Origin of the sequence: Tropicimonas omnivorans (assembly GCF_031846565.1) — a bacterium.
GTDB lineage: Bacteria > Pseudomonadota > Alphaproteobacteria > Rhodobacterales > Rhodobacteraceae > Tropicimonas_B > Tropicimonas_B omnivorans.
This window is the reverse complement of the sequence record NZ_JAVRHL010000003.1, coordinates 789758-814990: the sequence shown is the minus strand read 5'-3', so window position 1 is coordinate 814990 and position 25233 is coordinate 789758. Positions and strand designations below refer to the sequence as shown.

At 66.4% G+C, this 25233-nt stretch carries 21 protein-coding genes, 1 tRNA gene and 1 pseudogene; 15 read left to right on the top strand and 8 right to left on the bottom strand.

The annotated features are described in order from the left end of the window. The first annotated feature begins 19 nt into the window (after positions 1 to 19). From RM543_RS14485 to RM543_RS14460, 6 genes are all read left to right on the top strand, one after another. Entirely contained in the window at positions 20 to 979 is a 960-nt protein-coding gene (locus RM543_RS14485; protein WP_311692857.1) for a lysophospholipid acyltransferase family protein, read from the top strand. Positions 980 to 1176: 197 nt separating this feature from the next. Further along, complete coding sequence (locus tag RM543_RS14480) at positions 1177 to 2820, top strand: peptide ABC transporter substrate-binding protein (RefSeq protein ID WP_311692854.1); 1644 nt, start codon at positions 1177 to 1179, stop codon at positions 2818 to 2820. Between the two features lie 47 nt (positions 2821 to 2867). Beyond that, the gene (gene oppB, locus RM543_RS14475) at positions 2868 to 3791 is read left to right on the top strand and encodes an oligopeptide ABC transporter permease OppB (protein WP_311692852.1); all 924 of its coding nucleotides are present in this window, start codon (positions 2868 to 2870) and stop codon (positions 3789 to 3791) included. Continuing rightward, complete coding sequence (locus RM543_RS14470; protein WP_311692850.1) at positions 3791 to 4717, top strand: ABC transporter permease subunit; 927 nt, start codon at positions 3791 to 3793, stop codon at positions 4715 to 4717. The genes oppB and RM543_RS14470 overlap by 1 nt, the downstream gene beginning before the upstream one ends. Then, positions 4717 to 5721, top strand: coding sequence for an oligopeptide/dipeptide ABC transporter ATP-binding protein (locus RM543_RS14465; protein ID WP_311692848.1), 1005 nt, complete (start codon positions 4717 to 4719; stop codon positions 5719 to 5721). Before RM543_RS14470 ends, RM543_RS14465 begins: the two co-directional genes overlap by 1 nt. Then, on the top strand, positions 5718 to 6713 hold the full coding sequence (locus RM543_RS14460) for an oligopeptide/dipeptide ABC transporter ATP-binding protein (protein WP_311692846.1): 996 nt from the start codon (positions 5718 to 5720) through the stop codon (positions 6711 to 6713). Before RM543_RS14465 ends, RM543_RS14460 begins: the two co-directional genes overlap by 4 nt. Before the next feature lie 99 nt (positions 6714 to 6812). Here the strand turns inward: RM543_RS14460 and RM543_RS14455 are convergent, their stop codons facing one another. Together RM543_RS14455 and RM543_RS14450 are read right to left on the bottom strand one after the other, a co-directional pair. Further along, positions 6813 to 9962 (bottom strand): efflux RND transporter permease subunit, encoded by a 3150-nt coding sequence (locus RM543_RS14455; RefSeq protein ID WP_311692844.1) that lies wholly within the window; start codon positions 9960 to 9962, stop codon positions 6813 to 6815. Then, positions 9959 to 11227 carry an efflux RND transporter periplasmic adaptor subunit gene (locus tag RM543_RS14450; protein WP_311692842.1) on the bottom strand — a complete coding sequence of 423 codons (1269 nt, stop codon included), beginning with the start codon at positions 11225 to 11227 and terminating at the stop codon, positions 9959 to 9961. Before RM543_RS14450 ends, RM543_RS14455 begins: the two co-directional genes overlap by 4 nt. A 229-nt stretch (positions 11228 to 11456) precedes the next feature. On the opposite strand from RM543_RS14450, the gene RM543_RS14445 reads away from it, so the two are divergent. Continuing rightward, positions 11457 to 11720 (top strand): hypothetical protein, encoded by a 264-nt coding sequence (locus RM543_RS14445; protein ID WP_311692840.1) that lies wholly within the window; start codon positions 11457 to 11459, stop codon positions 11718 to 11720. Positions 11721 to 11729: 9 nt separating this feature from the next. On the opposite strand, the gene RM543_RS14440 is transcribed toward RM543_RS14445, so the two are convergent. Beyond that, positions 11730 to 12458: an RlmE family RNA methyltransferase gene (locus RM543_RS14440; RefSeq protein WP_311692839.1), complete on the bottom strand. Its 729-nt coding sequence runs from the start codon at positions 12456 to 12458 to the stop codon at positions 11730 to 11732. Positions 12459 to 12560: 102 nt separating this feature from the next. After that, positions 12561 to 13673 carry a Ppx/GppA phosphatase family protein gene (locus RM543_RS14435; protein WP_311692837.1) on the bottom strand — a complete coding sequence of 371 codons (1113 nt, stop codon included), beginning with the start codon at positions 13671 to 13673 and terminating at the stop codon, positions 12561 to 12563. Between the two features lie 276 nt (positions 13674 to 13949). Here RM543_RS14435 and RM543_RS14430 point away from each other — a divergent pair, with 276 nt between their 5' ends. From RM543_RS14430 to RM543_RS14395, 8 genes and pseudogenes are all read left to right on the top strand, one after another. Continuing rightward, complete coding sequence (locus RM543_RS14430; RefSeq protein WP_311692835.1) at positions 13950 to 14261, top strand: virulence factor; 312 nt, start codon at positions 13950 to 13952, stop codon at positions 14259 to 14261. Between the two features lie 38 nt (positions 14262 to 14299). Further along, positions 14300 to 15229, top strand: a complete 930-nt coding sequence (locus RM543_RS14425) for a methylenetetrahydrofolate reductase (RefSeq protein WP_311692833.1) — start codon at positions 14300 to 14302, stop codon at positions 15227 to 15229. A gap of 3 nt (positions 15230 to 15232) precedes the next feature. Further along, on the top strand, positions 15233 to 15901 hold the full coding sequence (locus tag RM543_RS14420) for an HAD family hydrolase (protein ID WP_311692831.1): 669 nt from the start codon (positions 15233 to 15235) through the stop codon (positions 15899 to 15901). Further along, positions 15898 to 16857, top strand: coding sequence for a methyltetrahydrofolate cobalamin methyltransferase (locus RM543_RS14415; RefSeq protein ID WP_311692829.1), 960 nt, complete (start codon positions 15898 to 15900; stop codon positions 16855 to 16857). Before RM543_RS14420 ends, RM543_RS14415 begins: the two co-directional genes overlap by 4 nt. Before the next feature lie 96 nt (positions 16858 to 16953). Continuing rightward, positions 16954 to 18993, top strand: coding sequence for an ASKHA domain-containing protein (locus RM543_RS14410; RefSeq protein WP_311692827.1), 2040 nt, complete (start codon positions 16954 to 16956; stop codon positions 18991 to 18993). Positions 18994 to 19183: 190 nt separating this feature from the next. Beyond that, a pseudogene (locus tag RM543_RS14405) lies at positions 19184 to 19711 on the top strand (fasciclin domain-containing protein); the annotation flags it as partial. 42 nt (positions 19712 to 19753) lie between these two features. Further along, positions 19754 to 20275: a fasciclin domain-containing protein gene (locus tag RM543_RS14400; protein WP_311693366.1), complete on the top strand. Its 522-nt coding sequence runs from the start codon at positions 19754 to 19756 to the stop codon at positions 20273 to 20275. Between the two features lie 145 nt (positions 20276 to 20420). Continuing rightward, positions 20421 to 20494: transfer RNA gene (locus tag RM543_RS14395), tRNA-Gly, on the top strand. 50 nt (positions 20495 to 20544) lie between these two features. Here RM543_RS14395 and RM543_RS14390 read toward each other — a convergent pair. The 4 genes from RM543_RS14390 to RM543_RS14375 all read right to left on the bottom strand — a co-directional run bounded on the left by RM543_RS14390 (position 20545) and on the right by RM543_RS14375 (position 25006). Further along, the gene (locus RM543_RS14390; RefSeq protein WP_311692825.1) at positions 20545 to 21333 is read right to left on the bottom strand and encodes an FAD binding domain-containing protein; all 789 of its coding nucleotides are present in this window, start codon (positions 21331 to 21333) and stop codon (positions 20545 to 20547) included. A gap of 22 nt (positions 21334 to 21355) precedes the next feature. Further along, positions 21356 to 23773, bottom strand: a complete 2418-nt coding sequence (locus RM543_RS14385; RefSeq protein WP_311692824.1) for a xanthine dehydrogenase family protein molybdopterin-binding subunit — start codon at positions 23771 to 23773, stop codon at positions 21356 to 21358. Positions 23774 to 23883: 110 nt separating this feature from the next. Next, positions 23884 to 24369, bottom strand: coding sequence for a (2Fe-2S)-binding protein (locus RM543_RS14380; protein WP_311692823.1), 486 nt, complete (start codon positions 24367 to 24369; stop codon positions 23884 to 23886). Positions 24370 to 24466: 97 nt separating this feature from the next. Next, positions 24467 to 25006 carry an SRPBCC family protein gene (locus RM543_RS14375; RefSeq protein WP_311692822.1) on the bottom strand — a complete coding sequence of 180 codons (540 nt, stop codon included), beginning with the start codon at positions 25004 to 25006 and terminating at the stop codon, positions 24467 to 24469. Between the last annotated feature and the right edge of the window lie 227 nt (positions 25007 to 25233).

The window sequence follows — 25233 nt, the reverse complement described above, 5'->3', positions numbered from 1 at the left end:
CGTCTGAGTGGAGGGGGAGATGAGCGAAGAGGAGGAGCCCCTTACGGGTAGCGCCAAGGACAGGGCCGTCGATGCGGTTCTGCGCGCTGCGATCTGGGCCGCGCGCCGCCTGCCCTACGAAACACGTGTTCCCCTCTTCGGCGCCCTCTCCCGCCGCGTCTTCACGCCGCTGGCCGGCTACGGGCCCCGCATCGCCGAGAACCTCGACTACGTCTTCCCGGACATGCCCCCCGCCGAGCGCAGGCGCATCGCGGCCGAGGTTGCCGACAATGCCGGCCGGATGCTGATCGAGAACTACTCCGCCCCGGACCTTCTCAAACGCGCGGCGAAGATCGAGCCCGAAGGGCCCGGCATGGCCGCGCTCATGGAGGCGAAGGAAGCGGGGCGCCCCGTCATCGTCATCTCCGGCCATTTCGGCAATTACGAAGCCGCGCGAGGATGCCTGAACGGGCTCGGATTCGAGCTTGGCGGGCTCTATCGTCCCATGGCCAACGCCTTTTTCAACGCCCACTACGTCAGGACCATGGAGAATGTCGGCAAGCCGATGTTCGCCTCCGACCGGACCGGCATGAAGGGGCTGCTCCGCCATCTGTCGCGAGGCGGGCGGACGATGCTTCTCAACGATCTCTACATCGGCAGCGGGCGGGAGCTCGAGTTCCTCGGCCGCCCGGCCATGACGGCGGTGTCGGCCGCCGAGATGGCGACGCGCTACGACGCCCTCCTCGTCCCGGCCTTCGCGATCCGGCAGTCGGACGGCATCAATTTCCGCGTCCTCGTCGAGAGGCCGATCCCCGACGGCGATCCGGACACCAGGATGCAGGAATTCAACGCGCGACTCGAGGAGATGGTGCGGGAGTATCCGGGTCAGTGGTTCTGGATCCACCGACGCTGGAAGCTCAAGTGGGGCAAGGGCAAGGGCCCCGGCGCCCGCCCGGGCCTGCATCCGGCCGCCCTTCCGCAGCGGAAGCGCCGGAATTGAGGCGGTCGCGCGCGATCGGCCAGCCCTAAAGCAGTCCTCACTTTCGCCCGTTTTCGAAGCAATTGCGCAAGGTCACGGCAAAGATCCGATCACACCGCCTTGGACTGGCCTTGCCAATGGGCGCGTCCAATGCTGGACTGCCACGATGACGACGCCGCAAGACGCGTCGAACCAAGGCACCTTCAGGAGGATCCGCAATGACACGTTCCCTCGTATCATCCCTTTTGCTGAGCACCGCGCTCGCATTCCCAGCCGTCGCGCAGGAGGCCGGCCCCGACGGCACGCCCCTCGCCGAGGAGCAGGTCTTCACCTACCGCGAACTCGATGACATCAAGTCCTTCGACCCGCAGATCTCCACCGACGTCTCCGGCTCCAAGATCCTCCGCGACCTCTTCGAAGGCCTCTACAACGACGACATCGACGGCAATCAGGTCCCCGGCATGGCCACGGACCATGAGCTGAGCGAGGACGGGAAGACCTACACCTTCAACCTGCGCGAGGCGAACTGGTCCAACGGCGAGCCGGTGATGGCGTCCGATTTCGTCTATTCCTGGCGACGCCTCGTCGATCCCGAGACCGCTTCCGAATATGCGTGGTACATGGAGCTGATGGGCGTCGAGAACGCCTCGGCCATCGTCGAGGGCGAGATGGAGCCCGAAGAGCTCGGCATCCGCGCCGTCGACGACCGGACGCTCGAAGTCACGATCGAGACGCCCCTGCCATACTTCATCTCCATGCTGACGCACCCCTCGACCTTCCCGGTCCCCGAGGCCGTGGTCGAGGAGCTGGGCGATGCCTGGACGCGGCCCGGCAATCTCGTCGGCAACGGCGCCTACACCCTGACGGAATACAATCCCGGCGAACGGGTCGTGCGGGAGCGGAACCCCGAATACTGGAACGACGAGGAGACGATCCTCGACCGGACGGTCACGCTGATCATCAACGACGAGAACCAGGGCCTGACCCGCTATCTCGCCGGCGAACTCGACATGACCGATATCCCCTCCGGCCAGTATCCGCGCCTGTCGGAGGAATACCCCGACGAGGCCCATTCCTTCCCGCGGTCCTGCTCGTACATCTACTGGTTCAACCAGGGTGAGAACGGCAACCCCGCCCTGAAGGACGAGCGCGTCCGCAAGGCGCTGTCCTACGCCATCGACCGCGACATCATCGTCGAGCGCATTCTCCAGGGCGGGCAGTACCCCTCCTACAACTGGGCCCACCAGGCGACCGCGGGCTTCGATCTGCCCGAGATCGATTATGCCGGCTGGACCCAGGAAGAGCGCAACGAGCGGGCCAAGGAGCTGATCGCGGAGGCTGGGTACGGCCCGGACGGCGAGCCCCTGACCGTCACGATCCAGTACAACACCGACGAGAGCCACCGGAAGATCGCCGTGGCCGTCAGCCAGTTCTGGAAGCAGACGCTGGGTGTGAATGTCGAGCTGGCCAACTACGAATGGGCCACCCATACCGACCGTCTCCAGGACGGCAATTACGAGATCGCCCGCTACGCGTGGTGCGGCGACTACAACGAGGCCTCGACCTATCTCGACCTGATGACCTCCTACTCGGACCACAACGTCTCGGGCTGGACCGACGAGACCTACGACGAGCTGATGAGCGAATCGAAGACGATGCAAGATCCCAACCCGAACTACACCGAAGCCGAGCAGATCCTCGCGGACAACATGCCGTTCGCGCCGATCTACCAGTACACCGGCGTGCTGATGGTGGATCCGCAGGTCCGGAACTACCCCTTCGATAACCTGATGCAGAACTGGTACTCGAAGGATCTCTACATCGCGGCCGAGGACGCTTCGTCCTCCTCCTCCGCGAACTGATGGTAGAAGGGAGGCCGGGCGCGCGTCGTCCGGCCTCCTGATCCCTCATGGTCTCGTTCATTCTCAAACGTCTGGCCGTCGCGATCCCGACGCTTCTCGTCCTGATCGTGCTGTCCTTCGTGCTGATGCACGCCGCGCCCGGCGGGCCGTTCACGCGCGAGCGCGCGATTCCGCCCGAGGTGCTGGTCAATCTCAACGCCCGCTACGGCCTCGACGAGCCGCTCTGGAAGCAGATCGGCACGTATCTGTGGAATATCGTCGCCCATTTCGACTTCGGCCCCTCCTTCGTCTACCCGTCCCGGACGGTGAATGACGTCATCGCGCAGGGTTTCCCCATCACGCTGACCTACGGCGCCATTTCCTTCCTCGTCGCCGTCATCGTCGGGTGCTCGCTCGGGGTCGCGGCCGCCATCAAGCAGAATTCCTGGCTCGATTACCTCGCCGTCGGCATCTCCATCGGGGCGCAGGTCCTGCCGAACTTCGTGATGGCGCCAATCCTCGTCCTCGTCTTCACCCTGTGGCTCGGCTGGCTGCCGGGCGGCGGCTGGAATGACGGGCAGTGGGAATACCTGATCATGCCGGTGGTCGCGCTTTCCACCTCCTTCATGGCGTCGATCGCAAGGATCACCCGCTCCTCGATGCTGGAGGTCCTGGCGCAGAACCACATCCGCACCGCGCGGGCCAAGGGCCTGCCGACGCGGCGGATCCTGCTGCGCCATGCGCTTAAGCCGGCCATGCTGCCGGTGATCTCCTATCTCGGGCCCGCCTTCGTCACGATGATCACCGGCTCCGTCGTCATCGACCTGTTCTTCTCGACGGGCGGGATCGGGCTCTTCTTCGTCAATGCCGCCCTCTCCCGCGACTACTCGGTGATGATGGGGATCACGATCCTGATCGGCGGACTGACCATCCTCTTCAACCTCGTCGTGGACATTCTCTACGCCTGGATAGACCCGAGGATCCGCTACTGATGCTCGTCGAACAGCAGAAAATGGAAAGCCTCGCCGGCCGTCTCGTCGAGGAGGAGGTCAAGGGACGCTCCCCCTGGGCGGATGCGAGGCGCCGCTTCGTGCGCAACAAGGCCGCGATGCTCGGGCTCGTCATCCTCGTCTTCGTCGGCGCCTTCGCCCTCTTCGGGCCCTACATCGCGGCGTGGTCCATCGACGAGCTGGACTTCATGGTCCTCGGACAGGTCGCCGAGCTCGGTGGCCCCTCGATCGAGACCGGTCACTACTTCGGCACGGACGACCTCGGCCGGGACCTCTTCGCCCGCGTCGTGCAGGGCACGCAGATCTCGCTCATGGTCGGCCTCGTCGGCGCGGCCATCGCGGTGATCGTCGGAACGCTCTGGGGCGCCATCGCGGGATATGTCGGCGGCGCCACGGACAACGTCATGATGCGCACCGTCGATATCCTCATGGCGATCCCCTACATGTTCGTCCTGATCCTGCTCCTCGTCATGTTCGGCCGCTCCATCGCCATGCTGTTCTTCGGCATCGGGCTCCTGTCCTGGCTCGACATGAGCCGCATCGTCCGGGGACAGACGCTCAGCCTCAAGAACATGGAGTATATCGAGGCCGCGCGCGCCACCGGTGTCTCCGGCTTCCGCATCATCCTGCGCCATATCGTGCCGAACCTCCTCGGCATCGTCGCCGTCTACGCCACGCTGCTCGTCCCGCTGATGATCCTGACGGAGAGTTTCATCTCCTTCCTCGGTCTCGGCGTGCAGGAGCCGCTGACGAGCTGGGGCGCGCTCATCTCCGAAGGCGCCGGGACGATGCAGTACGGCACGCTCTGGCAGCTTCTTTTCCCGCTCTTCTTCTTCGTGATCACCCTCTTCGGCTTCTTCTTCGTGGGAGACGGCCTGAGGGATGCGCTCGACCCCAAGGATCGCTGATGCCCCTTCTCGAGATCGACGACCTCAGCGTCTCCTTCGACACGCCGGACGGCACGGTCAGCGCCGTGCGCGGCGTGTCGATGGCGCTGGAGGCCGGAAAGACGCTGGCCATCGTCGGCGAAAGCGGGTCGGGCAAGTCCCAGACCGCCTTCGCCGCCCTTGGCCTTCTGGCAAAGAACGGCCGCGCCACGGGCTCCGTGCGCTTCGAGGGTGAGGAGATCCTGAACGCGCCCCTCAAGGCGCTCAACAAGATCCGGGCGGAGAAGATCGCGATGGTCTTCCAGGACCCGATGACCTCGCTCAACCCCTACATGAGGGTTTCGGACCAGATGAGCGAGGTGCTCATTCACCACAAGGGCATGGGCAAAAAGGACGCCGTCGCCGAGGCCGTCCGGATGCTGGACGCGGTCCATATCCCGAGTGCCCGGGAGCGCATCCGGCTCTACCCGCACGAGTTCTCAGGCGGCATGCGCCAGCGCGTGATGATCGCGATGTCGCTGCTCTGCCGCCCGCGGCTCCTGATCGCGGACGAGCCCACCACGGCCCTCGATGTGACCGTTCAGGCGCAGATCATGTCGCTCTTCTCGGAGCTGCAGTCGGAATTCGGCATGGCCCTCCTGCTGATAACGCACGACCTCGGCGTCGTCGCCGGCTCCTGCGAGGATGTCGTGGTGATGTATGGCGGCCGGATCATGGAGAAGGCTCCGGTAGACCCGCTCTTCGCCGATCCGGTCCACCCCTACACGCTCGGCCTTCTCGGTGCGATCCCGCGGGTCGATACGGGCACCGAGGAGCTTCTGACCATCCCGGGTGCGCCGCCCAACATGACCAATCCGCCGCCGGGCTGCCCCTTCCGTCCGCGCTGCGCCTGGGGCGGTGACGATTGCGATGCCGTCGTCCCGCCGCTCGACCCGGTCGGTCCGAACCGGTCCCGCGCCTGCATCCGCCCGGTGGAGACCATCCGCGAGGGCATCCCGGCCGCTTACGAGGAGGCGCTGCCATGAGCGAGCTTCTGCGCGTCGAGGATCTCCGGGTCACCTTCGACATTCCCCGCCGCGGCGCCCTGCCCTTTTCCGAGCCGATGCACCTGCGCGCCGTGGGCGGTGTGGGCTTCACCCTGAACGCCGGCGAAACCCTCGGCATCGTGGGCGAATCCGGCTGCGGCAAGTCCACGCTCGCCCGCGCGCTCATCCGTATGGTTCCGGGCGAGGGCCGCGTCGTCTGGATGGGCGGGGACGACCTTCTCGCCGTCTCGCGCCGCAAGATGCTGAGCTATCGCAGCGAGATCCAGATGATCTTCCAGGATCCGCTCGCCGCGCTTAATCCGCGGATGACGGTCGGCCAGATCATCGCCGAGCCGCTCCGCACGCATCGCCCCGACCTTTCCTCCAAGGAGGTGAAGGCGCGGGTGAAGGAGATGATGGACCGGGTGTCGCTCCTGCCCAACCAGATCAACCGCTACCCGCACGAGTTCTCCGGCGGCCAGTGCCAGCGCATCGGCATCGCGCGCGCGCTGATCGTGGAGCCTAAGCTCATCATCTGCGACGAGCCGGTCTCGGCGCTCGACGTGTCGATCCAGGCCCAGGTCATCAACCTGCTGATGCGCCTGCAGAAGGAGCTCGGTCTTGCGCTGATCTTCATCGCCCACGACCTCTCCGTCGTGCGGCACATCTCCGACCGGGTGATGGTCCTGTATCTCGGGCGGATCATGGAGATCGCGGAAAAGAACGACCTCTACAGCAATGCGCGGCATCCCTACACGCAAGCCCTGATGTCCGCCGTTCCGGTGCCCGATCCCGATATCGAGCGCACAAAGGACGTGATCGTGCTGTCGGGCGAGCTTCCATCGCCGCTCGATCCGCCCTCGGGCTGCGTCTTCAGGACGCGCTGCCCCCGGGCGCAGGCCCTCTGTGCCGAACGGGACCCGGCGCTGGAGGAGAAGAGCTCCGGCCGCCCCGGACAGCGTATCGCCTGCCACTTCGCCGACGAAACCTGATCAAGTTGATATGAAGAAAGCCGCATAACCCAATGCGGCTTCTCTTCTTTTACCGACCACGGGCGCCGAAGGCAGGACGCCGCGCCGGGCGGCGCCTCCTTACTCGGCGGGCTGTGCGCATGGCTGCGGACGGGCGGCGAGCGGGCCGTCCCGCACGGCCCGGCGCTTCTTCTTGAGCGGCAACATCAGCATCGCCGGCGTCACGACGAGCGTCAGCACCGTCGCCACCGTCAGGCCGCCCGCGATGGCGGAGGACAGCTCTGTCCAGTACTGCGTCGAGGGCGCGCCGTAGACGACGTCGCGCCCCATGACGTCCACCGACAGCGCGAAGACCATCGGCATCAACCCCAAAGCCGTCGTGATCGAGGTCAGGAGCACCGGCCGGAAGCGCTGCGCGCCCGACCGGATCGCGGCCTCCATCGGCGACAGCCCCTCGGCGCGGAGCTCGTTGTAGGTGTCGATCAGGACGATGTTGTTGTTCACCACGATCCCCGCCAGCGCGATCACGCCGACACCGCCCATGACGATGCCGAAGGGCCGGCCGGTGACGAGGAGGCCGAGGAGGACACCCGCCACGGAGAAGATGATCGCCGTCATGACGATGACGGATTGCGCGAAGCTGTTGAACTGGGTCAGCAGGATCGCGAACATCAGAACGATGGCGACGAGGAACGCCGTCGCGAGGAAGATCATGCTCTCCTGCTGGTCCTCCGCCTCGCCCCCGAAGGACCAGTCCACACCCGGCGGCAGCTCCATCCGCTCGAGCGCACCGCGAAGGGCGTTGATCTGGTCGTTTGCCAGCAGCCCCTGGGCCACGTCGGCCTCGATGGTCACGACGCGTCGCTGGTCGATCCGGTGGATCAGGCCCGTCCGCGGGGACGGCTCGAAGGTGACGAAGTTGCCGATCGGAATGAGGCCCGCGCTGGTCGGAACGCGCAGGCTCTGAAGCTCTTCGAGCGTCCGCTGCCCGGCCGGGAAGCGGACACGGATGTCGACAGAGCCGTCCACGTCGCTCGGGCGATATTCGGCCACCGTGATCCCTTGCGTCAGAAGCTGCACGGCCTGCCCAAGGAGGCTCACGTCGGCGCCGAAGCGCGCGGCCTCGGACCTGTTCAGCTCGATCCGCCATTCGACGCCCGGGATGGGCAGCGTATCGGTCACGTCGGTATAGCCGCCGATCTGCTCCATCGCCTCGCGCACCTGCTCGACCACGGCGACCTGCGAGTCGGGATCCCGGATACTGAGCTGAAGGTTCACCGGCTTGCCGGCGGCGGGCCCCTCCTGCGCAGTCTGTACCTGCACGTCGATGCCCGGGATGTCCTGCATCCCCTCCCGGATCCGCTCGCCGATGACGGCCGCGGTCGGACGGGTGTCCCATTCGTCCAGCTCGAGCTGGATGGTGCCGATGACCTCCTCGTCGCTCTGCCGATCCGCCGAGGTCCGGGCATAGACACTCTCGATATTCTCGTAGCGGAGCAGGCGGTTCTCCACCTCGCGCACCAGGGCGTCCCGTTCGTAGATGGAAAAGCTGTCCCGCGCCCGGACCTCCACCTGCATGAAATCAGGCTCGATCTCGGGGAAGAAGGTGATCCCGGTGCCGAGGCGGCTATAGGCCGTGAAGGCGCCGACGAGAAGCGCGACGGCAAGCAGCAGCGTGGCCCAGGGGCGCTTCACGGCGGCGGTCAGCACGCGGACATAGGCGCCCGTGATACCGCCGATCCGCCGGGGATCTCCGGTCTCGGCCTCGTACATCGTCACCTTCGCTGCCTGCGTCTGGGGCTGCCGGCGCCCGATCAGACCGCCGAGAACGGGGATGAAGATCAGCGCCATGAAGAGAGAGGCGCTCAGCGTGAGGATGACCGTGATCGGCAGGAACTTCATGATCTCGCCCACGGTCCCCGTCCAGAAAAGGAGCGGGAAGAACACCGAAAGCGTCGTCATCGTCGAGGCGATGATCGGCCAGGTCATCCGCTTGGCGGCGTAGGAATATGCCTCCCTGGGGCTCGCGCCCTCCATGAGCTTCCGGTCCGCGAGTTCGGTCGTGACGATGGCCCCGTCCACCAGCATCCCGACGACGAGGATGAGCGAGAAGAGCACGATGATGTTCATGGTCAAACCCATCGCGTAGAGCGTCAGGACGCCGGCGAGGAACGCGCCCGGGATCGAAAGACCGACGAGGATCGAGGAACGGAAGCCGAGCGCCCAGACGATCACGACCATGACGAGAATGATCGCGGTTATGACGTTGGATTCGAGGTCGCTCAGAAGATCGCGAACCTGCTGGCTTTCGTCCTGAAGGTACTCGATCTGAACGCTGTCGGGCCAGCCCTCCTGTTCGGATGCGATAACCTCCTTGGCGGCTTCCACCGTCTCGATGATGTTGGCGCCGGAGCGTTTCTTGATCTCGAGCGCCAGCGCGGGCTGGCCGCCGATGCGCGCGAAGCTGGTCGGATCCTCGAAGGTCCGGCGAACCGTGGCGACGTCCCCGAAGGTCACCACGGTCGTACCGGAGACCTTGATCGGCAGCTCCATCACGTCCTCGAGGTTCTCGATGAGGCCGGGCACCTTGATCACGATCCGCCCCGCGCCGTTCTCGATCGCACCGGCGGCGATCAGGCGGTTGTTGCGGTTGATCTGATTGATGAGTTCTTCGAAGCTGATGTTGTAGGTCTCGAAGACCGTGGGATCGATCAGGACCTCCATCAGCTCCGTACGCTCGCCGCCCACATCCACCTCGAGCACGCCGGCCAGGCTTTCGAGGCGCGTCTGCAGATCCTCGGCAAGCCGGTTCAGCGTGCGCTCCGGAACCGGGCCGGACAGGGTCGCGGTCAGGATCGGGAAGAGCGCCGTATTGACCTCGTTGACGCTGGGCTCGGTGGCATCCTCGGGCAGTTCCGTCGAGGCGGTGTCCACCGCCTCGCGCACCCGGTCGAGGGCCTCTGCCGCATCGAAGCCGGCATCGAATTCCAGCGTCACGGAGGCATAGCCCTCGCCTGCGCTCGCCTCCATCTGCTTCACGTCCTCGATGGAGGACATCTCGGTCTCGAGCGGGGAGACGAGGAGACGTTCCGCGTCTTCGGGCGAGATCCCTTCCAGCGTCGTGACGACGTAGATGACCGGGATCGGAACCTCCGGCATCGATTCCTTGGGGATCGTGATGTAGGCGTAGGCGCCTGCACAAAGAACGCCGATCAGGACGAGCGCGACGACGCGGGCGCGGTCGAAGGCGCCGTCGATGATCGCGTTCATTCGGTGGTCTCCGCGTTGGCATTGGCGCTTTCGGCGGCCAGGGCGGCGCCCGCGAGGCTGGCATCCTCCGTCTCCCCGGCCACGGCATCGGCCGTCTCGCCACCCGCGTCGACGTCCATGTCGGTCTCGCTCTCGGCGCGGGGCGTGACCGTCTCGCCGTCACTCACGAAGCCTTGCCCCACGGTGATGATCCGAGCCGTGTCCGGCAGGCCGGCGACCCAGACGCCCTCGGTCTCGGCACGGATGATGGTCACGGGGTGGAACGTCACGACATTGTCGTCATCCACCGTCTTGATGCCGAGCTCGCCCGATGTGCCGAGGGACAGGATGGCGGGCGACAGGAAATGCCCCTGCGCCTCGCCTGTCGGAATGCGGACCGAGGCCGAGATCCCGGCCGGGATCTCTCCCCCGTCGTTCGGAACCTCGATTTCAGCGGTGAAGGTCCGGGTCTGGGTGTCGGCGCTGCTGCCGACGAAGACGACAGTGCCCTCCCGCACCTCGCCGGTGATGAACGTGACATCGGCGGGAAGCCCCGGGCGCACACCGCGCAGAATCTGCTGCGGCACCTGGATGCCGACGGTCAGGGGGGAATTGTCGACGATCCGGGCCACCTCTCCGCCCGCCTGGACGACTTCGCCGACATTCATGTCCAGCACCTCGACCCGGCCCGCGAAGGGCGCGCGGATCTCGGTATCCTCGATCGCTTCCTCGGCGGCGGCGACCTGCGCTTCGGCGGCGGCGAGCGCCGAGCGGCTCTCGGACAGGCGGTCCTGCGTGCCGACGCCCCGGTCGAGGAGGGTCTGCGCATTGTCGAAGGTCCGCTGCGCCTGGGCGCGGGCCTCGCGTGCGTTCTCCAGATCCGCCCGGCGTTCGGCAAGCGCGATCCGCCCCAGGAGCGCGCCCCCTTCGACATCAGCGCCCTTCGTGACGGCGACCTCGTCGATCGTTCCGGACGTCTGGGCGACGACTGCGGTCTGGCGATCGGGCTCGGCCTGCCCTTCGGCGAGGAATTCCTCGATCACCGAGGAGGCTTCGCTCGTACGAACGGCGACCGAGACCGGCGCCGGCCCCTCTTCTGCTTCGGCGGATGCGGCAGGCTCGGCCGCCTCCTCTGTCATGAACCCGCTGCCCATCCAGACGGCAAGCAGCACGACGATCAGTCCCGCCACCCATTTGGAACGGGACGCACCGCGGTCACCATCGAAGTTCATTTCCTCCCGCCGGGGCGTGGACGTCTCGGCAGGCGGTGTATCGGTCTGTGACACGTGGCTCGGTCTCTGTGCGGAGGAATACCTTGGAATGCGACGAGCATGTAATCGGTGCCGCGACATTTTCACAGGTGCCGCCGGGAAATTGTCGCTCCGGTCAGTGCACAATCAGGACATGCGCTGCGCGCGCGCGCGCGCGACCTGCACCGACCCGTCCAATCTGTGCGCGTGAGCCGAATGCCGTCGATTTCTTGCCACGGCCCGAATCGCGCCCTAATCTTGCCACATGAAGGTGGACCGGTTCGCATTCCTCGCCGTGTTGCCGGCGATCATGACCCGCCGCGCGGTTTCCGCGATCCTGGGCATCCTCTTCGCGCATCTGGGCACGGATCAGATCGAGGCGCGCATCTCCGGCGAACCCCTGGGCGCGCAGATGGCCCTCATCGGAGCGGCTGTCATCTTGCTGGCCGCCCTCACGGCGCTCTTCGCCGGGGCGGGCGCAACCGGGCCGGTGGCCTTCTGGGCCACCATCGCCATTCTCGCGCGGTGACCGCGCGGATCAGTCGTCCGAGGCGCGGGCGAGACCCTTGAACCCCGTGGCCACGACGTACTTCTCCGACGAATCCGAGCGGCTTGCCGGGGGCTTCACGTTCGCCACCTTCTCGAACCTCTTCTTCAGTTCCGCCTGAAGCGTGGCCTCTGCCCCGCCCGCCAGGACCTTGGCGACGAAGGTCCCGCCCGGCTCCAGAACGTCGAAGGCGAACTCGGCCGCCGCCTCGCAGAGGGCAACGATGCGCAGGTGGTCGGTCTGCTTGTGACCTGACGAAGCCGCGGCCATGTCCGACAGGACCACGTCCGCCGGACCGCCGAGCCAGTCCTTCGCGGTCACGTCCGCTCCCTCGTCGAGGAAGTCGAGCACGTGGGTCTCGGCGCCGGGCACGGCCTCAATCTCCCGCAGGTCGAGCCCGACGACGAAGCCCTGCGCCTTGTTGCTGTTGCTCCGGAGCGCGTTCGTGCGCTCGACGGAGACCTGGCACCAGCCGCCCGGCGCGCAGCCGAGGTCGATGACGCGGGTCCCCGGCTTGAGGAAGCCGAAGCGGTCGTCCAGTTCGATCAGCTTGAAGGCGGCGCGGCCGCGGTAGCCCTCCCGTTTGGCGCGGGCCACGTAGGGATCGTTCAGTTGCCGCTCGAGCCAGCGGGTCGAGGACGAGCGCCTGCCGCGGGCGGTCTTCACCCTGACCTTGAGATCGCGCTGTCCGCGTCCGCTGTTTCCGGGTGTCTTAGCCATGAAAGTCGCTCGCGCCTGTCGCTCTTGGGGGGCCGCCGCCGCGGCCGCAATCCTGTTCGGCCTCCCGCATAGACCGGGGCGCCGCGGTGCGCCACCCGTCCGTCAGTAGGGCCCGTCCTCCAGTACGCCATCGGCGCACATCTGGGCATAGAGCAGCCCCTCGCGCAGCCCCCGGTCCGCGACCGAAAGCCGATCCGTCGGCCAGGCCCGCATCAGCGCCTGGAGGATCGCGGAGCCGGACATGATGAGCGACTGCCGGTCCCGGCCGATCCGGGGGTCCGCCCGCCGGCCCTCTTCGCCGAGCGAGAGGTAGTCACGGATCACCAGGTCGATCTGGTCCGAGGTCATGCGCAGTCCGTCCACCTTGGTCCGGTCGTAGCGCTTGAGGCCGAGATGGGAGGCGGCGACGGTGGTGACCGTCCCGGAGGTGCCTATGATCTGGAACCCCTCCCGCGTCTGGTCCGACTGGTAGGGCGTGAAATCCGCGAGGCATTCCTCGAAATGGCAGGACATCAGCGCGAAGCGGCCGGCATCGTCCTCCACGTCGCGGAACTGGTCCTTCAGCGTCGCGACGCCGAGCGGGACGGAGATCCAGTCCACCACCTTCGCGGCCGGGAACGGACTGTCCATGGTGGAGAAGCCGCGGTGCAGCCGCATGATGGCGCGCGGCCGTTCCTGAGCCGGCACGCGGGACAGGTCGATCCAGACGAGCTCCGTGGAGCCGCCGCCAATATCGACGACGAGGAGCTGCTCGGTCTTGGTCGAGACGAGCGGCGCGCAGGAGACCACGGCGAGCCGCGCTTCCTCCTCGGGCTGGATGATGTCGAGCCTGAGGCCCGTCTCCCGACGCACGGCGTTCAGGAACTCCGCTCCGTTGCGGGCGCGGCGGCACGCCTCGGTCGCAACGAGCCGCATGCGCTGGACGTTGTGCTTCTGGAACTTGGACTTGCAGATCTTCAGGGCCTGGATGGTCCGGGCCATCGAGGCCCGGCTCAGCCGGCCGTAGCTTTCGAGACCCGAGCCGAGCTGCACGGATTTCGAGAAACTGTCCACCACATGGAACTGGCTGCCCTTGGGCTGAGCCACGAGCATGCGGCACGAATTGGTCCCCAGATCCAGCGCAGCATAAGGCGCATCCGGATCGGGGGGTCTCGGCGCGAGGGGTTCGACCGTCATGGGGAACGCCGCCGCGCCTGTGGGACGCCTGGGCGTCATGATCACGCCCTCCTATCGGTTGATATGATAGTAGGCCTGGCGGGACGAAAGCGCAACATTTGCCATGCGCGCGCCTCGACGTCATGCCGTTCCCGCATCCCGACAGCGATGAGGATTTCGGCGATCGCGCGGTGTGGCGCCATCGCGCGAGGCCGTCTAGAAGGACGCGCGGCGGCGTGGCGCAATGTCGCGCGTGTCGTGCGCAGTGTCGAAATCCGCCATCAACGGTTGGCGGCTACACTATAAACCGAATGGAAGATCGAAAGGACGCGCCTCATGGCGGAGCTTACCATCGTGTACTGGCGGGACATTCCGGCGCAGGTGATCGTCGGCAAGGGCCGGCGCGCGTCGAAGGCGATCCTGCCCGAGCGCTTCGAACAGGCGATCGACCGCTGCGCCATGAAGGTCGGCGCGAAGGATGACGACGCCTACCTTGCCGAATGGCGCAAGGTGCCGTCCGGCGAGCGCGAGGGCGCTCCCGATGAGGCCGCCGCGAGCGAGGCGGCGCGGATCGATGCGGAATACGATACGGATTTCCTGAAACGCCTGATCGCGAATGACGGGCACGCCGACCCACGGACGACCTGACGGACCTTTCGACCATCCACGCCATCCTGGAGCCGCCCATGTCCCTCCTGCCCTTCGCCAAGCCCCGCCGCTCCGCCCTGCGCCCCGGCGAGGCGAGCACTGCTGATCTTCTGGACGGCTTCTCGATCGAGGTGATGCCGCGCACGGCAGCGAAGGTCGAGGATTTCGCGGCGCTCCTTCCGGCCGGAACCCGGGTCTACATCGCGCATATCGACGGCACCCCGATCGAGGACATGGTCGCAACCGCCCGCCGCCTCGTCTCCGAAGGGTTCGAGGTGATGCCGCACATCCCGGCCCGCGTCGCCGGGAGCCATGCCGAACTGGCGGACTGGCTCGCGCGCTATCAAGGCGAGGCGGGGATCGACAGTTTTCTCGTTCTTGGCGGCGGCGTCACGACACCGCACGGCCCGTTCGGATCGGTGACGGAGATGCTGGAGACCGGCCTTTTCGACGGTGCGCGCCGCCTTCACATCGCCGGCCACCCCGAGGGAAACAAGGATATCGACGGCAACGGCGGCGACCTGATCGCGATGGAGGCGCTGCGGCAGAAGCAGGCCTTCGCCGCCGAACGCGGGATCGACATGGCCATCGCGACGCAGTTCGCCTTCGAGGCCGCCCCCATCGTCGCCTGGTCCCGCCGCCTGCGCGCCGAGGGCATCACCCTGCCCGTCCATCTCGGCATTGCCGGGCCCGCAAAGCTCCAGACCATGATCAAGTTTGCCGTGGCCTGCGGCGTCGGTCCCTCGCTGCGGGTCTTGCAGCGCCGCGCGAAAGACGTCACGAAGCTGGTCATGCCATTCGAGCCAACCACCCTCGTCGCCGACCTCGCCCGCGCCCGCGCGGCGGATCCCGATTTCGCGGTCGAACGCCTGCATCTCTTCCCCCTTGGCGGGATCGACAAGACGACATCCTGGGCCGCGGAGCACGGGCACCGCGCCGAGCGCCGCCACGCGACGGGCCGTGGCTGAGACGTGACCGCAGCTTCGACGCCAGCCCTCCTGTTCGATCTCGACGGCACTCTTCTCGAGACCGATCCGCTGCACGCTGCGGTCTTCAAGGATCTCTTCGCCGAGCTCGGCAAGGAGATCGACGATGCGTTCTACTACACGGACCTGCACGGCTGGCTGAACGCGGACATCTTCGGCAAGCACTTCCCGGATCGCGATCCCGCTGCACTCGCGGACGAGAAGGAGGCCCGCGTTCGCGCCCGGCTGGACGAAGTCGGTGCGATGCCGGGCCTTCACGAGCTGGTGGAGCGGGCGGAGGCCGAGGACTGGGCGATGGCCGTCGTCACGAACGCACCGCGGGCCAATGCCGAGGCGATGCTCGAGGCAATCGGCTTGACCGGACGTCTCGGACCGCTCCTGATCGGCGACGAGCAGGCGCGGGCCAAGCCGCATCCCGATCCCTACCTGCGCGCCATGGAACTCACCGGCTCCTCGACGGCGAGCGCGCTGGCGTTCGAGGACAGCGAGAGCGGCCTCAGGGCCGCGGCGTCCGCCGGGCTGACCGCTATCGGAGTGCGCTCGTCACTCGACGACGCCACCCTGCTTGCGGCGGGAGCAGAGGCCACCATCAAGGATTTCACCGACCCGGCGCTGGAGCCGTTTCTCCTCCGCCTCGAAGGAGCAAGAGCATGACGAGAACCACCGTCGAGAGTGCATCCAGAACGGTCACCATCGGCTTCGACGAGCCGTTCTGCGTGATCGGCGAGCGGATCAACCCCACGGGGCGCAAGAAGCTCGCGGCCGAACTCGAGGCGGGTGATTTCAGCACCGTCGAGCGCGACGCCATCGAGCAGGCCGCGTGCGGGGCGATGGTTCTCGATGTGAATGCGGGGGTCGTCTACAACTCCAATCCCAACCCGAACGAGACCGAACCGCCCCTCATGCGCCAGATGATCGAACTGGTGCAGGGCCTCGTCGACACGCCGCTCTGCATCGACAGCTCGGTGCCCGGTGCGCTCGAAGCGGGTCTGGAGGTGGCCAAGGGCCGTCCGCTCGTGAACTCCGTGACAGGCGAGGAGGATCGCCTCGAACTCGTCCTGCCGCTGGTGAAGAAGTACAACGTGCCCGTCGTCGCGATCTCCAACGACGATACCGGGATCAGCGAGGATCCCGACGTGCGGTTCGCAGTCGCCAAGAAGATCGTCGAGCGCGCGGCGGATTTCGGCATTCCGGCCGCCGACATCGTGGTCGATCCGCTGCTGATGCCGGTCGGCGCCATGGCGACTGCGGGACGGCAGGTCTTCACACTGGTGAGACGTCTGAAGGACGAGCTCGGCGTCAACACGACCTGCGGCGCCTCCAATGTCTCGTTCGGATTGCCAAACCGTCACGGTATCAACGCGGCCTTCCTGCCCATGGCGATCGCGTCGGGCATGACGAGTGCGATCATGAACCCCGTCCGTCCCGGCGAGATGGAAGCGATCCGCGCGGCGAACTTCCTGATGAACCACGATGCGAACGGCGCAACCTGGATCGGCTTCTCCCGCGTGCTCGATGGCATGAAGGAGGGCGCGAGCTTCGCCGAAGCGTCCAAGGCGGCGCAGGATGCCGGCAGCGGCCGTGGAGGCCGGAGACGCCGGCGGGGTTAACCGAATGTTTGCCCGCGGGTCGCATAACAGGGCGCATGCAACATGCCGCCTTCCCAGGCTGCAAGGCCCATGTCCGGCCCCGGGGAAGGTAGCGTCATGAACGATGATCCCCTCGTCATCTTCACGCCGTCCGGCCGCCGCGGTCGCGTCGCGCCTGGAACGACAGTCCTCCAGGCGGCCCGGAAGCTCGGCGTCGATCTCGATTCCGTCTGCGGTGGGCGCGGGATCTGTTCGAAGTGCCAGGTGGCTCCAGCCGTCGGTGCCTTCCCCAAGCACGGCGTGACGACCGGTCCAGAGGCGCTTTCGGAGTGGAACAAGGTCGAGGCCCGCTACGAGGAGAAGCGCGGCCTGAAGCCGGGCCGACGCCTCGGCTGTCAGGCCCGGATCCTGGCGGATGCGCTGATCGACGTGCCTCCCGAGAGCCAGGTTCACAAGCAGGTCGTCCGCAAGGATGCCGCACAGCGCCTGATCGACATGGACCCGGCCGTCCGGCTCTATCTCGTCGAGGTCGACGAGGCGGACATGCACGAGCCCCGCGGCGATCTTCAACGGCTGCAGGAGGCGCTTCGAATGGCCTGGGGGGTCGAGAACGCCTCGATGCCCCTGCCCGTTCTCACCCGCCTCCAGGGTGTATTGCGCAAGGGCAGCGGGCAGATCACCTGCCTCGTTCATCAGGGCGCTTCGGGCGCGACGCCGTCCATCCTCGACATCTGGCCGGGCTACGCCGAACCGCGGCTCCTGGGACTCGCGGTCGATCTTGGTTCGACCACGATCGCGGGCCATCTCTGCGACCTCGTGACCGGAGAGGTCGTCGCGTCCGCCGGAGTGATGAACCCGCAGATCCGGTTCGGCGAGGACCTGATGAGCCGGGTCTCCTACTCGATGATGAACGAGACCGGCGCCGCAGAGATGACCGCCTCGGTGCGGGACGCGCTGGAGGTGTTGGCCGCCGAGATCGCGGGTGAGGCCGGCGCGCAGGCGAGCGAGATCGTCGAGACGGTCTTCGTCTGCAATCCCGTGATGCACCATCTCCTCCTCGGGATCGATCCGGTCGAACTGGGCCAGGCGCCCTTTGCGCTTGCGACCTCGGACGCGACCCATCTCCCGGCCGGAGCGCTGGTGGCGGGACTTCACCCGCAGGCGCAGGCCTATATCCTGCCCTGCATCGCAGGCCATGTCGGCGCCGATGCCGCGGCGGTGGCGCTGTCCGAAGAGCCCGGCGCACAGGAGCGCCTGACGCTCATCGTGGACGTGGGCACGAATGCGGAAATCCTCCTGGGGGACACCTCCCGCGTGCTCGCATGCTCTTCGCCGACCGGACCGGCCTTCGAGGGGGCCCAGATCAGCTCCGGCCAGCGCGCCGCTCCGGGCGCCATCGAGCGCATCCGGATCGATCCGGAAACCAAGGAGCCCCGCTTCAGGGTCATCGGCTCGGAGGTATGGTCGGACGAGCCAGGCTTTTCCGAGGATGCCGGCGCCATCACCGGCATCTGCGGCTCCGGCATCATCGAGGCCGTGGCCGAAATGCGCATGGCCGGCATCGTGGACAGCGCCGGCCTCATCGGATCCCCTGAGCAGACCGGCACGCCCCGTTGCGTCCCCGAGGGCCGGACCCATTCCTACGTGATCCACGACGGCAGGGAGAATGGCGGCCCGCTGATCTCCGTCACGCAAGGGGACATCCGCGCCATCCAGCTTGCCAAGTCCGCTCTCTACGCGGGTGCGCGCCTCCTTATGGACGAGATGGGTGTCGACCGGGTTGAGCGGGTCGTCCTCGCTGGGGCGTTCGGGGCGCATATTTCGCCGAAGCATGCCATGGTCCTCGGAATGATCCCCGATGTCGCTCTGAACGACGTGACCAGCGCCGGCAATGCCGCCGGCACCGGCGCCCGCATTGCCCTTCTGAACAAGGCCGCACGCAGACAGGTCGAGGCGCAGGTCCGACAGATCACGAAGGTCGAAACCGCGATCGAGCCGCGCTTCCAGGAGCATTTCGTTGCCGCGAACGCGATGCCTCATGCCGTCGATCCTTTTCCCCTCCTCCGCGCCGAAGTGCCGCTGCCGGACGTCAGCTACAACACGCGTGGATCGGGCGAAGACGGCGGCGGAGGGCGACGGCGCAGACGCCGGACGTAGGATCGTTCACCATTTATTTGCACATAATCAACGCGCTATTTTGCATCACGCTGCCGTGATGTAAATCTCCGCAACTCGAAGAGCCCGGTCTCCGTAACTTCCAGCAGATCGGCCCCGAACAACGGGGCCTCATCACTGGGAGGAACGATCAATGACCGGTTTTCGCAAAACCACCGCTATCGTCGCACTGATGGGCGCCACCGCCCTCGTCACTCCGGCGATCGCGCAGGACAGCATGTCCAACCCGACCGTCGGCGGCGCCGAGATGATGGCGGACATGAACATCGTCGAGAACGCGATGAACTCGCCGATCCACACAACCCTCGTCGCCGCGGTTCAGGCCGCCGGTCTCGCGGATACGCTCCAGGGCGAGGGCCCGTTCACCGTCTTCGCCCCCACGGACGAGGCCTTCGCCGCGCTTCCCGCGGGCACGGTTGACGCCCTTCTGCTCCCCGAGAATCTCGAGACGCTGCAACAGGTTCTGACATGCCACGTCGTCGCGGCCAACGCGATGTCCGACGCGATCGGCGGCATGATCGCCGACGATGGCGGTGCGCACCCGGTCGAGACGCTGGGAGGCTGCACGTTGACCGCCGAGATGGATGGCGATGAAATCACGCTGACCGACGAGCGCGGTCAGGTCGCGACCGTCACCACGGCCGATGTCCGCCAGTCGAACGGTGTCATCCACGTGATCGACACGGTCCTCCTTCCCGCCGAGGAAGATTTCCAGCTCGCCAGCGACACGGCATCCGGGGAAATGGACAGCGGCAACGACATGTCCGGCGAGGCCATGGCCTCCGACAATCCCACCGTCGGCGGCGCGCCCATGATGGCGGACATGAACATCGTCGAGAACGCGGTGAACTCGCCGATCCACACCACCCTCGTGGCGGCCGTTCAGCAGGCGAACCTTGTCGAGACGCTTCAGGGCGAGGGTCCGTTCACCGTGTTCGCGCCGACCGACGAGGCCTTCGCGGCCCTGCCGGATGGCACAGTCGAGACGCTGATGATGGACGAAAACCGTGAGCAGCTTGCCGGTATCCTCACCGCGCATGTCGTCCCGGGCAACCTCACCACGCAGGCCCTGCGGGACGAGTTCGGCTCCGACGGCTTTGCGCACCTGACCACCGTGTCGGGCGATGCGCTGTCGGTCGGAGAGCGGGACGGCCAGCTCTACGCCTTCGACGAGAGCGGCAACAACTACCTCATCAGCACCGGGGACGTGATGCAGTCCAACGGTGTCATCCATGTGGTGGACGGGGTTCTCCTTCCGGAGTGAACCCACGCTTGAGATCGACGCCGGCTTGAGGGTCGGCGTCGAGACCGGGTCGCGATGTCCTCGCATCGCGGCCCGGTTCTTTTTTGGAAGGCCATGATCCCGGCTTGACCGAACCGGGTGCGCTAGCTACATCTCGCGTCGCTCAGCGGGTGTAGCTCAATGGCAGAGCAGAAGCTTCCCAAGCTTACGACGAGGGTTCGATTCCCTTCACCCGCTCCAGCTCCTTTGCATCGGTCAGCGCGGCGGTAGAAAAGTCCGCCCCACCTCGATCACGTCAGATGCAGGACGGCGCGTTTGGTCATTACGCCGATCAGATGCGCGCGGTACTCGCCCGATCCGTGGATGTCCGAAATCATGCCGTTCGCAGGATGGGCTAGACCGTCCAGCGCGTCCGCCGAGAACGTGGCCGTCAGCGCTTCCTCAGCCTCGCTCCACCGGAAGACACCTTCTTCCGAAGCACCGGTGACGGCGACGCGCACGTCCCCTTTCATCTTTGCGACGAAACACGCGACCATCGGAAAGCGGCTCGCAGGCTGGGCAAACTTCTCGTAGCGGGAGGCCTCGGGAACGGGAAAACGTACGGCCGTGACGATTTCCCCCTCATCGAGCGCCGTCGTGAACATGCCCTGGAAATAATCGTCCGCCGCGATCTCCCTCCGGTTCGTGATGACCATTGCTCCAGTCGCGAGGACTGCGGCGGGATAGCAGGCGGCGGGGTCATTGTTGGCGAGGCTTCCGCCGATGGTGCCGCGATTGCGCACCGCCGGGTCTCCGATACGGCCGGCAAGCGATGCGAGACCCGGAAAGGCGCTTTCGGCCTCCTCTGAGACCTGGCGGTGCGTGGTGCCGCCTCCGATCGTGAGCGCGTCGCCATCGGCCGTCACGTGAGCAAAGCCCGGAATATCGTTCAAGCTCACGAGCCTGGAGGGCATAGCGAGACGTTGCTTCATCGTCGGCAGGAGGGTCTGTCCACCGGCGAGAAGCTGGGCGTCTTCTTCGGCGAGCGCAGCCACGGCCTCGTCCAGCGAGGTGGGCTTCATGAACTCGAAGTCATACATCGTTGTTATCTCCCGAAATTCCTCAAGCGCCGACTGACCGTTCTTCCATCGTCTCGCCGTCCTTGTCCGGTCCGGCTCCGCCATAGATCGCTGACCAGACGCGGTTCGGCGTCATCGGCATGTCGATATGCGGGATCTTGTGACCGGCGCGGTGAAGCGCGTCGATCACCGCGTTGACCACCGCCGGCGGCGAGCCGATCGCCCCGGCCTCTCCGCAGCCCTTCACACCAAGAGGATTGTGCGTGCAGGGCGTCTGACACGAGGAGTCCACCTTGAACATGGGGAAATCGTAGGCCCGAGGCATGGCGTAATCCATGTAGGACGCCGACAGCAGCTGCCCGTCGGCATCATAGGCACAGGCTTCCAGAAGCGCCTGCCCGATGCCCTGCGCCAGCCCGCCCTGCACTTGACCTTCGACGATCATCGGATTGATAACATTCCCGAAATCATCGGCAGCCGCAAAGCCCTGCACCTCCACCTTGCCGGTTTCGGGATCGATTTCCACCTCGCAGACATAGGCGCCGGAGGGGAAGGTGAAGTTGGCCGGATCGTAGAACGCGGTCTCCTCAAGCCCCGGTTCGATCTCGTCCAGCGGATAATTGTGGGGAACGTAGGCAGCGAGGGTCACGTCCCCCCAGTTCAGCGACTTGTCAGTCCCGGCCACGGTGAAGGCGCCGTCCTTCAGCTCGATATCGTCGGCGGACGCCTCCAGCATGTGGGCGGCGATCTTTCTGGCCTTTGCGATGATCTTCTCCGTCGCCTTGACCATGGCGGAGCCGCCGACGGCGATGGAGCGCGAGCCGTAGGTGCCCATGCCCATGGGTGTGTTCGCGGTATCGCCGTGGCTGATCTCGACCTGGCTTGCATCGATCCCGATCATGTCGGCCACGACCTGGGCGAAGGTGGTGGCATGGCCCTGTCCGTGGGAATGGCTGCCGGTCATCACCGTGATGCCGCCGGTGGCGTTCACCCGGACCGTGGCGCTCTCGAAGAGGCCGGCCCGCGCGCCGAGCTGGCCGACGAGGTTGGACGGCGCGATGCCGCAGGCCTCGATGTAATGCGCAAGTCCGATGCCGCGCAGCTTGCCCTGCGCGCGGCTCTCCTCGAGGCGAGCATCGAAGCCGGCCCAGTCAGAGATTTCCAGCACCTTGTCCAGGGTCGCGTTGTAATCGCCCGTGTCGTACTCGACGGCGACCGGCGTGGCATAGGGAAACTCGGTGATGAAGTTCTTGCGCCGAAGCTCCGCAGGATCGATCCCGAGCTCTCGCGCGGCCTTGTCCACCACGCGCTCGAGCTGGAACGTGGCCTCGGGGCGTCCCGCGCCGCGATAGGCATCCACCGGGACGGTATTGGTAAAGACCGCCTTCACGTTCACGTAGACCAGCGGCGTCTTGTAGTTCCCCGCCATGAGCGTGCCGTGGAGCCAGGTCGGCACGGCCGGCGCGAAGGTCGACAGGTACGCGCCCATGTTGGCGTGGGTCTGGGTGCGCAAAGCGGTGAAGTTGTGCTCCGCATCGAGCGCCAACTCGATCTTCGTGACGTGGTCCCGGCCATGCGCGTCCGACATGAACGCCTCGGACCGGCTCGACGTCCATTTCACGGGCCGTCTCAGGACCTTGGCGGCGTAAGTGCAGAAGGCTTCCTCAGCGTAATGATAGATCTTGGAGCCGAAGCCCCCGCCCACGTCCGGCGCGACGACGCGGAGTTTGTGCTCCGGGATGTTCAGAACGAACGCCCCCATCAGGAGGCGGATGACGTGCGGGTTCTGCGACGTGGTGTAGAGCGTATGGCTGTCGGCGGCCATGTCGTAGGCGCCGATGGCCACCCGCGGCTCCATCGGGTTGGCGATCAGGCGATTGTTGACGAGCTCGAGCGTCGTGACGTGGGCCGCTTCGCTGATCGCCTTGTCGACCGCTTCGCAGTTCTCCTCGACGAACCCCCAGTCGAAGCACAGGTTGCCGTCGAGCGTGTCGTGGACCTGCGTCGCGCCATCCTTCAGCGCGTCCCGCATGTTCATCACCGCCGGCAGTTCCTCGATGTCGATTTCGAGGGCCTCGGCGGCATCGCGGGCCTGATCATGGCTGTCCGCGACGATCGCCGCAATCGGATCGCCCACATGCCGCACCACCCCCTCGGCAAGGATCGGATGCTTCGGCTCCTGCATGACGCTGCCGTCACGGCTGGTGATCTGCCAGCCGCAGGGAATGCCGCCCGCGGCCTCGAAATCCTTCGACGTGAAGACCTTGAGGACCCCGGGCATGCCTTCGGCAGTGCTCGGGTCGATGGACCTGATCCGCCCATGCGCGACGTCCGATCTGACGAAATGCACGTAGGCTTGTCCTGGCAGGTTGATGTCGTCGGTGTAACGGCCGGTTCCGGTCAGGAACCGAACGTCCTCGCGCCGCTTTGTGCTGGCGCCGATGCCTCCGTCCTTGGGCATGGAACTCCTCCCTCAAAGTCCGGCGGCCTGCCTCCTCACCAGGGCGGACGCCGTGCTGCATCGAGGCCGGGCGCCCTCCTCCAGGCGCCCCGCCCATCAGTCCTCGCGTCTCACTCCGCCGCGACCGGCTCCACCTGCTGCCCGGACGCCGCCATGATCGCCTTGACGATATTGTGGTAGCCGGTACAGCGGCAGATATTGCCTTCCAGATACTCCCGGACCTCCTCCTCCGAGGGCGCCGGATTTTCGGCCAGAAGCGCCTTGGCGGACATCACCATGCCGGGCGTGCAGAAACCGCATTGAAGGCCGTGGTAGTCCTGGAACGCCTGCTGGATCACGCCGAGGGAGCCATCCGCGTTGGCCATGCCCTCGATCGTGGTGACCTCCGCGCCATCCGCCTCCAGCGCGAGCATCGTGCAGGACTTCACCGCCTGCCCGTCCACCTGCACGACACAGGCGCCGCATTGGGACGTGTCGCACCCCACATGCGTTCCCGTCAGGCTCAGCGTCTCCCGCAGGAACTGGACGAGCAGGGTCCGGCCCTCGACCTCGCCGCTGCGGCTCCTGCCATTCACGTTCATTGTCACCTTGGTCATCGGATGGCGTCCCTCCCGGTTGCTCTCCGACCGCCCGCGTCGGGGACGGCCCGTCAATTCCGCTCGCTCGTCAGATCCCGCTGCTCTGCCCGTCCCGTCATCGCGCCCGTTCGTCCTGGGCGGCCGCGGTCCCGCCCGGCGGCGCCTCGCTGCCCGCGTCGTCCCGCGGGGTGGCCTCGGCTGCCTCGTCCGTCCCGGTGACCACCTCTTCGAAACGGGTGAAGAACTGGTCCGCCATCTTCTTTGCGAATCCGTCGATGATGCGACTGCCGAGCTGGGCCAGTTTGCCGCCGACGCGCGCCTCGACATCATAGTGAAGCTGCGTCGCGTCGCCGCCGTCCAGCGGCTCCAACCGGACCTTTGCGCCGCCCTTGGCAAAACCGGCAGCGCCGCCCTTGCCCTCGCCAGAGATCGTCAGGGTTTCCGGTGGTACGCGGTCCTCCAGCGTGACGCGGCCGGCGAACGTGGCCTTCACGGGGCCGACCTTCTGAACGACCTTGGCGTCGAAGCCGTCCTCGGGCGAGCCCTCCATCTCCTGGCACCCGGGCACGCAGGCCTTGAGCACGTCCTTGTCCAGAAGCGCGTCCCACACGTCCTGCGGGGGTGCCTCTATCCTGCGGCTGTCCGTGAGTTCCATGCGACGCCTCCCTCGCCTCATCCTGCACCATTGGCGCACGATTGCGAGAAAAATCATGTCCGCGACCGGGACCGAGCTGGGAAGGAGACGCGACGGTGAGGGTCCCCGCCCGAAACTGGTGGGCGGGGATTGCACGAGGGCGACCCGTTGGGGGAGGCCACCTCCGCCCCTCACTCGTGACGCATCGCGACCCGGGTGTTCCCCGGACCGGACGATGGAATTCACGG

What these genes read in the sequence shown, in the direction of transcription:
- RM543_RS14485 (WP_311692857.1), top strand. Translation starts at nt 20, where the DNA reads ATGAGCGAAGAGGAGGAGCCCCTTACGGGTAGCGCCAAGGACAGGGCC.
- RM543_RS14480 (WP_311692854.1), top strand. Translation starts at nt 1,177, where the DNA reads ATGACACGTTCCCTCGTATCATCCCTTTTGCTGAGCACCGCGCTCGCA.
- oppB (WP_311692852.1), top strand. Translation starts at nt 2,868, where the DNA reads ATGGTCTCGTTCATTCTCAAACGTCTGGCCGTCGCGATCCCGACGCTT.
- RM543_RS14470 (WP_311692850.1), top strand. Translation starts at nt 3,791, where the DNA reads ATGCTCGTCGAACAGCAGAAAATGGAAAGCCTCGCCGGCCGTCTCGTC.
- RM543_RS14465 (WP_311692848.1), top strand. Translation starts at nt 4,717, where the DNA reads ATGCCCCTTCTCGAGATCGACGACCTCAGCGTCTCCTTCGACACGCCG.
- RM543_RS14460 (WP_311692846.1), top strand. Translation starts at nt 5,718, where the DNA reads ATGAGCGAGCTTCTGCGCGTCGAGGATCTCCGGGTCACCTTCGACATT.
- RM543_RS14455 (WP_311692844.1), bottom strand. Translation starts at nt 9,962, where the DNA reads ATGAACGCGATCATCGACGGCGCCTTCGACCGCGCCCGCGTCGTCGCG.
- RM543_RS14445 (WP_311692840.1), top strand. Translation starts at nt 11,457, where the DNA reads ATGAAGGTGGACCGGTTCGCATTCCTCGCCGTGTTGCCGGCGATCATG.
- RM543_RS14440 (WP_311692839.1), bottom strand. Translation starts at nt 12,458, where the DNA reads ATGGCTAAGACACCCGGAAACAGCGGACGCGGACAGCGCGATCTCAAG.
- RM543_RS14435 (WP_311692837.1), bottom strand. Translation starts at nt 13,673, where the DNA reads ATGACGCCCAGGCGTCCCACAGGCGCGGCGGCGTTCCCCATGACGGTC.
- RM543_RS14430 (WP_311692835.1), top strand. Translation starts at nt 13,950, where the DNA reads ATGGCGGAGCTTACCATCGTGTACTGGCGGGACATTCCGGCGCAGGTG.
- RM543_RS14425 (WP_311692833.1), top strand. Translation starts at nt 14,300, where the DNA reads ATGTCCCTCCTGCCCTTCGCCAAGCCCCGCCGCTCCGCCCTGCGCCCC.
- RM543_RS14415 (WP_311692829.1), top strand. Translation starts at nt 15,898, where the DNA reads ATGACGAGAACCACCGTCGAGAGTGCATCCAGAACGGTCACCATCGGC.
- RM543_RS14410 (WP_311692827.1), top strand. Translation starts at nt 16,954, where the DNA reads ATGAACGATGATCCCCTCGTCATCTTCACGCCGTCCGGCCGCCGCGGT.
- RM543_RS14400 (WP_311693366.1), top strand. Translation starts at nt 19,754, where the DNA reads ATGGACAGCGGCAACGACATGTCCGGCGAGGCCATGGCCTCCGACAAT.
- RM543_RS14390 (WP_311692825.1), bottom strand. Translation starts at nt 21,333, where the DNA reads ATGTATGACTTCGAGTTCATGAAGCCCACCTCGCTGGACGAGGCCGTG.
- RM543_RS14385 (WP_311692824.1), bottom strand. Translation starts at nt 23,773, where the DNA reads ATGCCCAAGGACGGAGGCATCGGCGCCAGCACAAAGCGGCGCGAGGAC.
- RM543_RS14380 (WP_311692823.1), bottom strand. Translation starts at nt 24,369, where the DNA reads ATGACCAAGGTGACAATGAACGTGAATGGCAGGAGCCGCAGCGGCGAG.
- RM543_RS14375 (WP_311692822.1), bottom strand. Translation starts at nt 25,006, where the DNA reads ATGGAACTCACGGACAGCCGCAGGATAGAGGCACCCCCGCAGGACGTG.